The organism is Salinivibrio proteolyticus, assembly GCF_001996165.1.
In the GTDB taxonomy this organism is placed as follows: Bacteria; Pseudomonadota; Gammaproteobacteria; order Enterobacterales; family Vibrionaceae; genus Salinivibrio; species Salinivibrio proteolyticus.
In genome coordinates this window covers 1-13891 of record NZ_MUFP01000003.1, presented here as the reverse complement: position 1 = coordinate 13891, position 13891 = coordinate 1, and the positions used below count along the sequence as shown (strand labels likewise).

The following is a 13891-nucleotide window of genomic DNA, read 5'->3' as shown; positions in this document are numbered from 1 at the left end:
ATTCTCTGCTCACCCTGTGGGAGCGGCATTGTAGCAGCCCGCACGTGAGCGGCAAGCGTGTTTTAACGCGCCTGCACCTCAGGCGGTGCCATCATGGCACCTGCGTGTTGCTCAATCATACCGGGGTCCATATGTAACGTACGGGTTGGGAAGGCAATATCCGCACCGTGCTGATGAATAATACCAATCACTTGCAGTAGTACGTCCTGCTTCACACGGTGATAACGTTGCCAGTTCACCGTTTTGGTGAAGGTGTAAATAAAGAAATCGAGCGAGTGTGGCCCAAAGCTGTTGAAGTTCACAATCAAGGTTTGTCGCGTCTCGATGTCTGGGTGGGCTTCCAGCATGGCATACACATCATCAATCACCGCGCTGATTTTATCGGCGTCTTGATAGCGCAGTCCGATGGTTTCATAAATGCGGCGATTCAGCATCCGCGAGGGGTTTTCCACCACTACGTTACTGAATACCGAGTTGGGCACGTATAAAGGGCGCAAATCAAAGGTGCGTACCACCGTCATGCGAATACCAATTTTTTCCACCGTGCCCTCAATGTTGCGATCGGGGGAGCGTACCCAGTCGCCCACTTTAAATGGGCGATCAAAGTAAATCATTACCCCACCAAAAAAGTTCGACAACAAGTCCTTGGCGGCAAAACCAACAATTAAACCCCCGACCCCACCAACGGTCAGTAGGCCGGAAACACTGACCCCGAGGCTTTGCAGCAGGGAAATAATCCCCACGCACACAAACAGCGCACGCAGCACATTACCCATGGTGTTGATGGTGGTGTGATCACGATTGCCAGTTTCAATCATGACTTCTTCACCACTGTTGACCAAGCGCAGCAAAATCCAAATGACCACCCACACCACCACCAAGTCTTGCACCAAGGTGAGCCAACTGAGCGAGACATCGCCAGCGGTATTATCAATGATAATTTCAATGGAGTGCGAGGCAGGCCATAGCCAAATCAGCGTACTTAGCGGTGTATCGATAGCCGGCCAAATAATATCGTCCCAGCGGGTAATGGTCTTTTCCGCCAGCGCTTTGAGTCGCCCCACCAGTACATGCCAAATCGCCCACGCGATAGCACTAARACCAGTTAAAGTGACCACATCGGAAATCCATTCCCACGCGGCGGCTTGATGTAGGGCCTGCCACCAGTCAATCAGGCTTTGCATGCTTTCCTCAACAGACGGTTTTTCTCAGAATGTTGTCAGCCTAACAAAAAAAATGCTGACCTGAGTCAGCATTTTGTTGGATATGAGAGCGTTCGCTTACCAGCCCGCAAAAGCGACAAGAAAAAAGGTCGCGAGCAAGGCACCGGACAATGCCACATTGAGCATAAACAGGTGACGAACTTTATTGCACTTACCCACAAACAGCTCGTCATGATGGTGCAAGTACTCTTGGCTACGAATGTACTGGTACAGGCGCTTTTGACGAGAAATATCGCCTTGGGGTGAGAGTGAGAAAAAGTTGTTATCTCCACGACAAATTTGCTGATAAAGCAATGGATTGGCGTCGCGTAACATCACAACCAGTGCGCGTAGTGAAGACAAGTAGCGCGCAAAATTAACCAATGTGACGGCAAACACTGCCACAATTAGGATATCACCGTTCATATACATCTCCCTCCGCAACCCAGTGAGGCGGCCGAGGGAGAAAGATAAACTTACAGCCCTGCGGTGCCGTCCATCACTGACGATGAGTCCTCTTGAGCCATGGCAGACAAGTCTTTATCAATAAAGAACAAGGCCTTGCCATCTTCGCCCACCAACTCGATCTTATCGAGTATGCCTTTAAACAGCTTTTCTTCCTCGTGCTGCTCAGCCACGTACCACTGCAGGAAATTAAAGGTTGAATAATCCTGAGTTGTAAACGCAACGTGCGCTAGGCTATTGATCTTTTCCGTGATTAAACGCTCGTGTTGATAGGTTTCACGGAACACTTCGCCCAATGATGCGAACTCGTGGCGCGGTGCGTCGATTGAGCCCAAAATAGGCATCGCACCAGTCTCGCTCACGTAGGTGAAAAGACGCTGCATATGCTGCATTTCTTCCTGCGCGTGCTTATGGAGGAATCGCGCAGCGCCTTCAAATCCTTTGTCTTCACACCAAGCACTCATTTGTAAGTATAGATTTGATGAGAAAAACTCCAAATTGATCTGCTCATTGAGCCTGTCAACCATGGCGGGTGCTAACATATAAAACGTCCTCTTTATTTGGGGTTAGCTGTCATTCTGACCAGCAGCACGTCCCTTTTCAAGCGGATATCGCCGACAAACGTGTGTGGTGCAGAGTCATCTGCCGAATTTATGACAAACATCATTGTCGAATTCTTAATCGGAATGCGATCGCAGTGACTGTTTTTAATACGCAAGCTCGCTAGACTGCGATGACAACCTCACATAAAAAGGATAACTCTATGTCATATAAGCATATTTTGGTTGCTGTTGATTTGTCGGAAGACAGCGAACGTTTGGTTGCCAAAGCCGATTCTCTTGCCCAAGCTGTCGGCGCGAAATTATCACTGGTCCACATCGATGTGAATTACGCCGAGCTTTATACCGGACTTATCGATATTAATTTGGTCGAATCGCGTAACCGCGTCATTGAAGAAGCTCAGCACAAACTAAATCAACTGGCGGGCAACGCACAGGTGCCAGTGACTCATACCCTGGTTAGCAGCGGCGACCTTGCTGAAGAGATCACAGAATCGATTCAAAACATGGGAATTGATTTGGTTGTCGTTGGCCATCACCAAGACTTTTGGAGCTCACTGCTCTCATCTACCAAGCAGCTTATCAACAAAACACCGGTCGATCTGTTGATGGTGCCGATCCGCGACTAATCTCTGGCGTCACACAGGGCGATGAAGGCGGTCAATCCGCCTTCTTTTTGACCTTATTGCACTGTGTTCAGCGAACCAATTGCGTCCCCGTAATGAAACGGTACACTGCCTTTTTATTTACGATATCGAAGGAACCGAGTCATGGGGTATCTTAGCGGGGTCACACTGCTGTGGGCCTTTTCATTTAGTTTGATTGGGGTGTATCTCGCCGGCCAAGTGGACAGTTATTTCGCAGTCCTGATGCGGATTGTACTCGCTGGGTTGGTTTTTTTACCCTTCTTGCGTCCTCGCCAAGTAAGGCCGGCCTTTGCCGCTCAACTGATGCTGGTCGGGGCATGTCAGCTCGGCATCATGTACTGCTTCTTCTATCAGTCTTTCCTATTCTTGTCAGTGCCAGAAGTGCTGCTGTTTACCGTCTTTACCCCGCTCTACGTCACATTGATTTACGATGCCTTGAAGCGTCAGTTTAGCGCGTGGTATCTGGTCACCGCCGCGATGGCGGTGCTCGGCGCCGTGGTGATCCGCTACGCCACCGTCAACCCAGACTTTCTGATCGGCTTTTTGGTGGTGCAAGGGGCGAACCTTTGCTTTGCGATTGGCCAAGTCGGTTACAAATACCTGATTGAGAAGGAACAAACGCCTCTTCCCCAACATGCGGTGTTTGGTTGGTTTTATCTTGGCGCCTTAGTGGTGGGCGTGCTGGCTTTTGCACTGTTGGGCAACAGCGACAAACTGCCTGCTACGCCAACCCAGTGGGGTGTATTAATTTACCTAGGCACTATCGCGTCAGGGCTGGGCTATTTCTTTTGGAATAAGGGCGCTACGCTGGTCAACTCGGGGGCACTCGCGGTGATGAACAATGCGCTGATCCCAGCCGGGATTGTGGTGAACGTGCTGATTTGGAACCGCGACGCGGACCTTCTGCCGCTACTCAGCGGTGGGATACTGATTTTAGCCGCGCTGTGGTTTAACCAAACGTGGGTAAAGCGCCGCGTCGAGGCCCAGCGGGGTGCCGCCCAGCGGTAGGTAGGCCGTCCCAAGACCTCGGTGTCTCAAGTACAAAACAGGCAGGGAAATCCCTGCCTGTTTACTTAGCCGATAAAGAAGGCTCAATCAGATAAAGGCAAACGCGTCTGAGTAGAGATGATCACGACTCACACCGCGCTCTTTACAGAACATGTCGCGTGCCACACCTGCCATTTCAAAACGGCCCGCGATATAAATGTCATAAGCGCCAAGGCTGACAAAATCTTCCATCACCGCTTCTAACACATTGCCCACTTTACCGCGCCACTCGCCTTCAGCTTGCTCCACAACAGGCATAAAGGTAATGTGCGGATGCTGTTCCGCCAATGCTTGCATCTCGTCATGGGCATAAAGCTGACAAGGGGTACGGGCGCCCCAATAAATAAAGATCGGCGACTGTATCTTCTGACTAATACAGTGATCGACCATGCTGCGCACGTAAGAAAAACCGGTCCCGCCAGCAATCAGTAGCAAGGGACGATCGCTCTCTCGCAGCCAAGCATCACCGGCAGGCTCAGTAATTTCAAAGCCCGCTTCACCGCTTTCTAGTACGGCTTTGGCTTTCTCAACCACTTCTAACGCAAACGGATTCTCGTCCGCCGCACCAACGTGCAGCTCGAGTTCACCGCCATTTTGACGACAAGGGCTACTTGCCAGCGAAAACGGGCGCTTATCTTTTTCGCCCATCACCGCCATCACGTATTGCCCTGGTTGATAACGCACCGCTTGCTGCGGCTTCAGGACAATGCGGTAGGTGTGACACGCCAACGGCTCAACGGCTGTCACTTCACATAGTATCGACATTCTGTTCCTCTGTTCGTTTTGCTACAGCCGATGAGGTTATAAGAGGCGGCATCACTACCGCCTTGGGCTGTGTTTTTATCGTTAACGGTGAATGCTAGCGCATTCCAATAGGATTAGTCTAAGATCCCTAATTCATCCCAAATCGCGTCGATGCGCGCAACCACGTCTGGGTCTTTAGCAATGGGCGTGCCCCACTCGCGATCGGTTTCCCCTTGCCATTTGTTGGTGGCATCGAGGCCCATTTTCGAGCCCAGCCCCACCACAGGTGAAGCAAAGTCGAGCGAGTCGATAGGGGTATTTTCCACCATCACGGTATCGCGCGCGGGATCCATACGCGTGGTAATCGCCCAAATGACGTCATTCCAATCACGTGCGTTGACGTCATCGTCACACACTATCACAAACTTGGTGTACATAAACTGACGCAAGAACGACCACACGCCCATCATCACCCGCTTGGCATGACCGGGGTATTGTTTTTTCATGGTCACCACCGCCATGCGATACGAGCATCCTTCAGGCGGTAGGTAGAAATCGACAATCTCTGGGAACTGCTTTTGCAAAATCGGCACAAACACTTCGTTAAGTGCCACGCCTAAAACGGCAGGTTCATCCGGTGGGCGCCCCGTGTAGGTGCTATGGTAAATCGGTTTTTTGCGCATGGTCAGATGCGTCACAGTGAACACATGGTGACGCTCAACCTCATTGTAATAACCGGTATGATCGCCATACGGCCCTTCATCCGCGTATTCATTGGGGTCGATATAACCTTCCATCACGATTTCCGCACTAGCAGGCACATCCAAATCGTTGCTGATACACTTGGCCACTTCGGTTTTACTGCCGCGCAATAAGCCAGCAAACGCATACTCGGACAAGGTATCCGGCACCGGTGTCACTGCCCCGAGAATGGTGGCAGGGTCAGCGCCATAAGCCACGGTCACCGGAAATGGTTCATTAGGATGGGTTTGCATCCAATCGTGCAAATCTAACGCGCCACCGCGATGGGCTAGCCAACGCATGATCACTTTGTTTTTGCCGATTTTTTGCTGGCGGTAAATACCCAGATTTTGCCGTTTTTTGTTGGGTCCGCGGGTAATGGTCAGTCCCCAAGTCAGCAAGGGTGCCACATCACCGGGCCAGCAACGCATCACCGGAATCTTATCCAGATCGACCTCATCGCCGCTCAGCACCACCTCTTGGCAACGCGGACGCCGTACGGTTTTCGCTGGCATGTTGAGCACTTGACGAAACACGGGCAGTTTATCGAGCGCATCTCGAAAGCCTTTGGGCGGCTCAGGTTCTTTCAAGTAGGCAAGCAGTTTACCCACCTCTCGCAGCTCAAGCACATCCTCACGCCCCATGCCCATCGCAACGCGTTTTGGGGTTCCAAAGAGGTTGGCAAGCACGGGCATCTCATAGCCAACGGGGTTTTCGAACAATAACGCCGGACCGCCCTCTCGCAGGGTACGGTCGCAAATCTCGGTGATCTCCTGATCAGGGTCCACCGGTTGGGCGATGCGTTTGAGCTCGCCTTGGGCTTCAAGATAGTCGATAAAATCGCGCAGATCGGAAAATTTCATATCAGGCTCAACGGGTTAATAAACGCCTTAATGATACCAAGCAAACCGGTATCCAGATCGGTGAAGCGGTGACATTAGCGCGACGACAGCGCAGATGCAATGTGCTGACGGCCTAGCGGGCCCAACTCGGCTTGTAAGCCGGTTAGCCATTCCCCTTTACCCGCCTCGACGAGCAGTTGCGCTACCTGATCACCTTGACGCAATGACAACTGTGCCACGAGAAAATCAGCAACCGGCGCTGGCAACGGTGACAAGCTGGCAAGCTGGCGAATCGCGGTGTCGCGCAAAGAGGGGTTTCTTGCCGCGGCCATCATTTGGCTTACCGAAAAGCTATCACTCACCTGTCCTTTCAGGGCATGTAAGGCCTCTAAGCTATACACATCCGTGCCTCGACGCCATAATCGCGCGTACAGTCCCGGATGCTGCGTTTTCTCGGCGAGCACCGCCAAGATCGCGTTGTCAGGCAGCCAGAGCAACCGTGGGTCATGCAGGTATTGCTCGGCCAAATAGGCCAAACCATTGGCCTCATAGTCACCAATCATCGCCACCAAGGCATCACGGCGCCGCGCATAATCAGGGTCGTCAGGTTTCACCCAATCAGCAATCATCAGCTGGCGATAGCTTAATAGCATGCCGAGCTCTTGGGTCAGTTGCTCGTGCTGATACCGGTTTAATTGCTGACGTGCGGCGGCCGCATAGTGGAAAGCAGGGGTGGTGACCCAATAACCGTCTTGCTGATGACGTAATAAAAAATGCGGTTGCTGGTGACTGAGATCGCGCAAGAAAGTGCGCCAATCGGGGTTATCTAACCGTGTGGGTGTGGAAAGGAGTCGGTACAAGGTCGCCTCTTGGATCAGCGGCGACAGACTTTGCAGGTGAGCACGCAATCCGTCAATATCATCAGCCATTTGTCGCTGAAACGCGATCGCCATGGCTTGCTGGGTAGAAGGCGTCTCTAACAGGCCATCAATAAACGCCTGTGTCACGATTTGTCCGCTCGGCGTTGACGCCTCCGTGACCGCCGCGCGGCTGGGCATTGTGCCTACGACTAGGCATGCTATCAGCACTAACACGCGAAAACATCTTGCCATCCGTTGCAATCCTGTACCACTTGTAGCAATCCGGCTACATCCATGTCGGGTGAGACCATTGTGCGAAGTCATCGCTCAATAGGCAATAAAAAAGCACTGCCCGCAGACAGTGCTTCTCACAATTACGATCCGGATCAGGAGTTTTGACGTCGCATGGCGTCAAAGAACTCATCATTGGTCTTCGACATGGCCAGCTTATCAATCAAGAACTCCATGCCTTCGATTTCCCCCATTGGGTGGACAATCTTACGCAGGATCCACATCTTCTGTAGTTCATCCGCTTTAGTCAGCAATTCTTCGCGACGGGTACCAGAGCGCGTGAAGTCAATGGCTGGGAAGACACGCTTCTCGGCAATCTTACGTGACAGGTGCAGTTCCATGTTACCTGTACCTTTAAATTCTTCGTAGATGACTTCGTCCATCTTCGAGCCTGTATCCACCAGCGCAGTCGCGATAATGGTCAAGCTACCACCTTCTTCCACGTTACGGGCCGCACCAAAGAAGCGCTTAGGACGGTGCAAGGCGTTGGCGTCGACACCACCGGTCAATACTTTACCGGAAGACGGTACAACTGTGTTGTAAGCACGCGCCAGACGAGTAATTGAGTCCAGCAGGATCACTACGTCTTTTTTGTGTTCGACTAAACGCTTGGCTTTTTCAATCACCATATCGGCCACTTGTACGTGACGGCTCGCTGGCTCATCAAAAGTCGATGCAACCACTTCCCCTTTCACCAAGCGCTGCATCTCGGTCACTTCTTCCGGACGCTCATCGATCAACAGCACCATCAACTCACATTCTGGGTGGTTGTAAGCGATGCTTTGCGCGATGTTTTGCAGCAGCATGGTTTTACCCGCTTTTGGCGGCGCAACAATCAAACCACGTTGGCCTTTACCGATTGGCGAGGCTAAGTCGAGCACACGGGCAGTGATGTCTTCTGTCGAGCCGTTTCCGCGCTCCATCACCATACGTTCGCTGGCGTGCAAAGGGGTTAAGTTTTCGAAGAGGATTTTACTGCGGGCGTTGTCTGGTTTGTCGCTGTTAACTTGGTTAACTTTCAATAGCGCGAAGTAGCGCTCGCCGTCTTTAGGGGGACGAATTTTACCCGCGATGGTATCGCCTGTGCGCAGGTTAAAGCGACGAATTTGGCTTGGCGACACATAGATGTCATCTGGGCCGGCCAAATACGAGCTATCTGCGCTACGCAGGAAGCCAAACCCGTCTTGAAGAATTTCCAGCACGCCATTGCCGAAAATGTCTTCACCGCTTTTTGCGTGCTGTTTGAGGATCGAGAAAATGATGTCCTGTTTACGCAAGCGAGCTAGGTTTTCGAGTCCCATGCTTTCGCCAAGCGCAACCAGCGTCGAGACGGGTTGAGTCTTCAGTTCGGTAAGATTCATAGTGGTGAGTGTCTTGTTTGTCAAAGTTGAGGTCTGAAATTAGTTAGCGTGTCGAGACCAGTGGCATGTTCGAGAGATGAACAGAAGTACAATTTCCGTGCAATAAGGTAGCACCAAAATGGGGTATCGTCTAGTTGACAGAAAAACGACCGCCACTGGGAGGCAGTGGCGGCCGTCTTAACATTATAGGTTAGCGTCAAGGAACTCTTTCAACTGAGTTTTTGACAATGCACCAACCTTAGTTGCTGCCACGCCGCCATCTTTAAATAGCAGCAATGTCGGGATACCACGGATGCCGAACTTAGGCGGTGTACCTGCGTTCTGGTCAATGTTCAGTTTTCCGATGGTGACTTTACCTTCGTACTCGTCAGCGATTTCGTCCAGAATTGGCGCGATCATTTTACATGGCCCACACCATTCTGCCCAAAAATCAACCAGTACAGGTCCTGCAGCATTTAAAACGTCTGCGTCAAAGCTGTCGTCGGTTAGCTGCAAAATTTTGTCGCTCATCTTCTACTCCAATACATGTTTTTGTTACTGGCTAAATTGCGACCAGTAAATAATGGCACTATTTGACTGGATTCGCTTCCGTATTGCAAGCCTAAGCTGATATTCTATCCGGATGAAAATGACGCATATCACAGAGCAGAAATTTGCCGAGCTCGGCTTGCACGCCGATGTTCTCAAGAGCTTGGAGGCCAAAGGGTTCACCCAATGTACGCCTATCCAAGCAAAGGCATTGCCGGTCCTGCTCACCGGCCAAGACATTGCAGGACAGGCGCAAACGGGGACAGGCAAAACCCTGGCGTTTCTGGCTGCGACGTTTCATCACTTGTTAACCACTGACGCACCAGCGTCACGGAAAACTAACCAACCACGGGCAATCATATTAGCTCCTACGCGCGAATTGGCCATTCAGATCTATAACGATGCGGAACCATTACTCGCAAATACCTCGATTACCGCAGGGCTTGCCTATGGTGGCGAAGGTTATGACAAACAGCAACAGACACTTGAACAAGGCGTTGATATTTTAATCGGCACCTGCGGCCGTATCATCGACTTCTACAAGAAGAAAGTGATTGATTTGCATGGCATTCAGGCGGTGGTGTTAGATGAAGCGGATCGCATGTTCGATTTAGGCTTTATCAAAGATATTCGCTTCTTGTTTAACCGTATGCCTGCGGCTAACAAGCGCTTGAACATGTTGTTTTCTGCCACCTTGTCTTATCGCGTTCAAGAACTGGCCTTCGAGCACATGACCAACCCAGAGCATGTGGTGATCGAGCCAGAACAAAAAACCGGCCATCGCATTAAAGAAGAGCTTTTCCAGCCTTCCAACAACGAAAAAATGCCGTTGCTGCAAACCTTGATCGAAGAAGACTGGCCGGAGCGCGCGATCATTTTTGCTAACACTAAGCATCGCTGCGAGTCGATTTGGGCCCACCTTGCTGCAGACGATCACCGCGTTGGTCTACTGACTGGTGACGTTCCGCAGAAAAAGCGGGTGAAAATCCTCGAACAATTCACCAAAGGTGAGATTGATTTGTTGGTGGCCACCGATGTCGCCGCGCGCGGCTTGCATATTCCGCAAGTCACCCACGTATTTAACTACGACTTGCCCGACGATGCCGAAGACTATGTCCACCGCATTGGTCGTACCGGTCGTGCTGGTGCCAGTGGCAGCTCTATCAGCTTTGCCTGTGAAGAATACGCCATCAATTTGCCCGCCATTGAGGAATACATTGAACACAGTATTCCAGTCAGCGAATTTGATCGCAGCGCACTGCTCACGGACTTACCGGCCCCGAAAAAGATTGCCAAGCGTCAGGTGAACAGTCGTCGTAATACTGGCAAAAACAACAGCGGCAACAACCGCAACCGTCAACGTCGACGCCCACAAAAGTCGGCATAACATTCGGCAGTTATGAGGTAAGGTCGCGCCATGCGTCGTGATGGAACCACCGCTCACACATCGTCGCTTTATGCGGCGATTGATTTAGGCTCTAACAGCTTTCACATGCTGGTTGTGCGTCAAGTGGCTGGCAGTGTGCAAACACTGGCCAAAATTAAGCGCAAAGTCCGCTTAGCGGCGGGAATGAACGCACAACGTCAGCTCAGTGACGAAGCCATGCAGCGCGGCTGGGAATGCCTCGCGCTTTTCGCTGAACGCTTGCAAGACTTTGAAGCCGATCATATTCGGGTGGTGGCGACGGCCGCATTACGCCGAGCCTCGAACGCTGATGCGTTTCTCGCCAAAGCGAACCAGCTATTAGGCCACAACATCGAGATCATCTCTGGTGAAGAAGAAGCGCGCACCATCTACCAAGGGGTAGCCCATACTTCGGGCGGCCCAGGAAAACGCTTGGTGGTGGATATTGGCGGGGCCAGCACCGAGCTCATCATTGGCCAACAATTTGAGCCTGCGCTACTGCAAAGCCTTAACATGGGCTGTGTGACCTTCCTTGAAGACTACTTTGCCGACCGTGTACTCAATCAAGCGGCGTTCGATGCCGCGATTGCCGGAGCCAAAGCGGAATTAGCGCCTCATATGGCCGCCTATCGCGCCCTCGGATGGGATTGTTGCGTAGGCGCCAGCGGAACAGTGCAAGCCTTGCAAGAAATTATGGTGACGCAAGGCATGGATGAAGTCATCACGCTGGAAAAACTCCATCGTCTACGCGACCAAGCCATTGCGTGCGGACAAATGGATGCCCTCGACATTGACGGCCTCACGCTTGAACGCGCCTTGGTTTTCCCAAGCGGGTTATCGATACTGATCGCCATTTTTGAATGCTTGGATGTCACCAGCATGACACTGGCTGGCGGCGCACTCCGTGAAGGTCTGGTGTATGAAATGATGACCGCAATGCGCCACAGCGATATACGTGCGCGCACCATCGCCAGTATTCAATCTCGCTATCAGCTCGATGAAGCGCATGGCATGACGGTGGCACAAACGGCGTTGGATTTACTTCACCAATGTCCGCCTGACTGGGTGCCAGAGCCCCACGCCAGTAGCTTGCTTCATGCAGCAGCCTGTGTGCACGAAATAGGCTTAAGCATTGGCTTTAAACAAGACGGCGACCATGCGGCCTATTTGATCACCCATCTCGACTTACCCGGCTTTACGCGCGCTCAAAAGCAGCTGATTGCTACCTTGCTTCGCTACTATCGTGAGCAACTGGTTCGCATTGATGGCCAACATGCCTTGTCAGCGCAAAGTGCCAATCGCCTCCTACGTTTGCTGCGTTTGGCGGTGATTTTGTGCCACCGCCGAGACAGCCGCGTACGGCCACTCAGTCGCCTTTGTGCGGACGGTGATGCGCTCACCTTAACCTTAGACACCACGTTGCTGGATACCAGCCCATTGCTGAGTGCCGAGCTGGAGCAGGAAGCCTTGCGTCAATCCAGCCTTGGTCAACCGCTGGTCGTGATCACCCACGCTGATGGCGGTGTCTAAATCGCACTTGCCCATCCCGTGAGCACAAAAAAGCCCGCCTAGCGCGTAATGCATGTGAATTAAGCTGAGTTGCGTCTTTTAGAAGGCCTAGTCGCATAGCGATTGGGCCTTTTCTTTACTGCTCTTGGGTATGTCCTCTCTCGCCTCTCTGGAAGTACAAAGCTCTCTGCCATGTCGAGGATATATCGGAGCACTTCTGGGTACCTTCCAGGTGCGACAGCCGGGAGCACCTGCAACTGACTNTAATGCATGTGAATTAAGCTGAGTTGCGTCTTTTAGAAGGCCTAGTCGCATAGCGATTGGGCCTTTTCTTTACTGCTCTTGGGTATGTCCTCTCTCGCCTCTCTGGAAGTACAAAGCTCTCTGCCATGTCGAGGATATATCGGAGCACTTCTGGGTACCTTCCAGGTGCGACAGCCGGGAGCACCTGCAACTGACTCACTAAAAATATTGATGCCTGCTTAAAGCCTATTTGGTATGGCATTACCGTGTTCAATGAATACGCCATCTGGCACATCATAAAACGCAGTAGGTTGTAGGCGAGCAACATCCCCCAAAGCTCCTGGTTAACTAACGCCGGTGTTTTACTTCTTAGCGTTAGGCTATTTTGAAGCATGTACTGCTTCATCTCTCGATAGCCTAATTCGATTTCCCAACGATGACTGTAGAGCTCTGTAATATCGGTCCCTATATACCGCTTGGGGTCGGTCATTGACGTCAGCAGTTTGACCTCTTTCCCTTTGACCTTGGTGGTAATGAGTCTCGCCTCCAGTGTATCTGGCGCATCAGCCCATTTCTTTTTCGCTTGAGCAGTTAGCGAGAGTTCAATTAGCTCCTGACCACGCCCCAGTTTTCTCAATGTCTTATATTGCGCCCCTTTTCGTAACGGAATTAGCCAGTGCCTCTCCGTACCTTGGCTTTGCCAACGATGGAGAAGCCCTAAGGCATAAAAGCCTTTGTCAAACAGGGTGAGGCTATTATCTGGGGCTTTATCGATAAGCTGAGCGGTGAGGTCAACCTCACTGACGGAGACGGAGTCAAAGGCAGCACTGTTAAGCAGATGGCTCGTTAATTCCATATGGCAGACCATGCGAACTTGAGGATAGTCTGACGTCGTTGTTTTATTRCCGGTTCGGCTAAAAGCCTTATCGTTGTCGGCCGTATCTGGTGTTCGCCAAACTACGCCATCAACAGCATGTAAAGTGMGTCCGTACCAGTCAGGATGTGGGGTCTTCTCATGCCACAATTGCTGAGTTTGGTTGAACACCGCTTCGACTGGCTTGTGCCCCAACTTCTTACGGGCATGGATAACCGCACTCGGCGCAACAAAGGGTTTCTTGCCCGGTAGCAATATATCTAGTTGAGAGACCACCTTACTCATCGATAGATGCCGATAAAGTGACATTCCCACAACGCTCCATACCATCAATTCCATGGGGAGCCTACGCTTACGAATCGTCGCGACGCCTGTGTCCTCAAGACATTGGTGAATGAGTTCAGGGCAAAGGAGATCGGATAGACCATTGAGTTGGTCAGCAGAGAATTGATGTATTCGGTCGAGGGCTTGTCTTAAGAACATAAAAAATCCGAGTGTGCAGAAACACTCGGATTTTGACACCCTCTCAGGATCGTTCAACCGATCATTTTTTGCTTAACTGATCGGCATTA

Annotated in this window: 12 protein-coding genes and 1 pseudogene; 4 read left to right on the top strand and 9 right to left on the bottom strand. The window is 51.6% G+C overall.

The annotated features are described in order from the left end of the window. Positions 1-62 precede the first annotated feature (62 nt). The 3 genes from BZJ19_RS02360 to ftnA all read right to left on the bottom strand — a co-directional run bounded on the left by BZJ19_RS02360 (position 63) and on the right by ftnA (position 2209). A complete protein-coding gene (locus BZJ19_RS02360; protein ID WP_077674502.1) occupies positions 63-1184 on the bottom strand; it encodes a mechanosensitive ion channel family protein in 1122 nt (373 codons plus the stop codon). A 96-nt stretch (positions 1185-1280) separates the two neighbouring features. Next, positions 1281-1628 (bottom strand): universal stress protein UspB, encoded by a 348-nt coding sequence (locus BZJ19_RS02355; protein WP_077456805.1) that lies wholly within the window; start codon positions 1626-1628, stop codon positions 1281-1283. 50 nt (positions 1629-1678) lie between these two features. Continuing rightward, positions 1679-2209 (bottom strand): non-heme ferritin, encoded by a 531-nt coding sequence (gene ftnA / locus BZJ19_RS02350; protein WP_069590230.1) that lies wholly within the window; start codon positions 2207-2209, stop codon positions 1679-1681. Positions 2210-2430: 221 nt separating this feature from the next. Here ftnA and BZJ19_RS02345 point away from each other — a divergent pair, with 221 nt between their 5' ends. Beyond that, the gene (locus BZJ19_RS02345) at positions 2431-2856 is read left to right on the top strand and encodes a universal stress protein (RefSeq protein ID WP_069590228.1); all 426 of its coding nucleotides are present in this window, start codon (positions 2431-2433) and stop codon (positions 2854-2856) included. Positions 2857-2997: 141 nt separating this feature from the next. Next, positions 2998-3882: a carboxylate/amino acid/amine transporter gene (locus BZJ19_RS02340; protein WP_077456807.1), complete on the top strand. Its 885-nt coding sequence runs from the start codon at positions 2998-3000 to the stop codon at positions 3880-3882. A gap of 87 nt (positions 3883-3969) precedes the next feature. Here BZJ19_RS02340 and fre read toward each other — a convergent pair whose 3' ends face one another. The 5 genes and pseudogenes from fre to trxA form a co-directional block, all read right to left on the bottom strand. Beyond that, positions 3970-4686 carry an NAD(P)H-flavin reductase gene (gene fre / locus BZJ19_RS02335; protein WP_069590225.1) on the bottom strand — a complete coding sequence of 239 codons (717 nt, stop codon included), beginning with the start codon at positions 4684-4686 and terminating at the stop codon, positions 3970-3972. 131 nt (positions 4687-4817) lie between these two features. Further along, positions 4818-6269, bottom strand: a pseudogene (gene ubiD, locus BZJ19_RS02330) (4-hydroxy-3-polyprenylbenzoate decarboxylase); the annotation flags it as partial. 74 nt (positions 6270-6343) lie between these two features. Then, complete coding sequence (locus BZJ19_RS02325) at positions 6344-7306, bottom strand: hypothetical protein (protein ID WP_077674500.1); 963 nt, start codon at positions 7304-7306, stop codon at positions 6344-6346. 188 nt (positions 7307-7494) lie between these two features. Continuing rightward, positions 7495-8760, bottom strand: coding sequence for a transcription termination factor Rho (gene rho, locus BZJ19_RS02320; RefSeq protein ID WP_077674499.1), 1266 nt, complete (start codon positions 8758-8760; stop codon positions 7495-7497). A 183-nt stretch (positions 8761-8943) separates the two neighbouring features. Then, on the bottom strand, positions 8944-9270 hold the full coding sequence (trxA, locus tag BZJ19_RS02315) for a thioredoxin TrxA (protein WP_069590219.1): 327 nt from the start codon (positions 9268-9270) through the stop codon (positions 8944-8946). Between the two features lie 112 nt (positions 9271-9382). Between trxA and rhlB the strand changes: the two genes are divergently transcribed. Both rhlB and gppA read left to right on the top strand, forming a co-directional pair. Next, positions 9383-10675 (top strand): ATP-dependent RNA helicase RhlB, encoded by a 1293-nt coding sequence (gene rhlB / locus BZJ19_RS02310; RefSeq protein WP_077456815.1) that lies wholly within the window; start codon positions 9383-9385, stop codon positions 10673-10675. A gap of 30 nt (positions 10676-10705) precedes the next feature. Then, positions 10706-12223 carry a guanosine-5'-triphosphate,3'-diphosphate diphosphatase gene (gppA, locus tag BZJ19_RS02305; RefSeq protein ID WP_077674498.1) on the top strand — a complete coding sequence of 506 codons (1518 nt, stop codon included), beginning with the start codon at positions 10706-10708 and terminating at the stop codon, positions 12221-12223. Between the two features lie 256 nt (positions 12224-12479). Here gppA and BZJ19_RS02300 read toward each other — a convergent pair whose 3' ends face one another. Next, complete coding sequence (locus BZJ19_RS02300) at positions 12480-13802, bottom strand: IS4 family transposase (RefSeq protein ID WP_077674497.1); 1323 nt, start codon at positions 13800-13802, stop codon at positions 12480-12482. Positions 13803-13891 lie beyond the last annotated feature (89 nt).

Bases quoted from the DNA above. Each gene is read 5' to 3' on its own strand.
- BZJ19_RS02355 (WP_077456805.1), bottom strand. From the start codon at position 1,628: ATGAACGGTGATATCCTAATTGTGGCAGTGTTTGCCGTCACATTGGTT.
- ftnA (WP_069590230.1), bottom strand. From the start codon at position 2,209: ATGTTAGCACCCGCCATGGTTGACAGGCTCAATGAGCAGATCAATTTG.
- BZJ19_RS02345 (WP_069590228.1), top strand. From the start codon at position 2,431: ATGTCATATAAGCATATTTTGGTTGCTGTTGATTTGTCGGAAGACAGC.
- BZJ19_RS02340 (WP_077456807.1), top strand. From the start codon at position 2,998: ATGGGGTATCTTAGCGGGGTCACACTGCTGTGGGCCTTTTCATTTAGT.
- fre (WP_069590225.1), bottom strand. From the start codon at position 4,686: ATGTCGATACTATGTGAAGTGACAGCCGTTGAGCCGTTGGCGTGTCAC.
- BZJ19_RS02325 (WP_077674500.1), bottom strand. From the start codon at position 7,306: ATGCCCAGCCGCGCGGCGGTCACGGAGGCGTCAACGCCGAGCGGACAA.
- rho (WP_077674499.1), bottom strand. From the start codon at position 8,760: ATGAATCTTACCGAACTGAAGACTCAACCCGTCTCGACGCTGGTTGCG.
- trxA (WP_069590219.1), bottom strand. From the start codon at position 9,270: ATGAGCGACAAAATTTTGCAGCTAACCGACGACAGCTTTGACGCAGAC.
- rhlB (WP_077456815.1), top strand. From the start codon at position 9,383: ATGAAAATGACGCATATCACAGAGCAGAAATTTGCCGAGCTCGGCTTG.
- gppA (WP_077674498.1), top strand. From the start codon at position 10,706: ATGCGTCGTGATGGAACCACCGCTCACACATCGTCGCTTTATGCGGCG.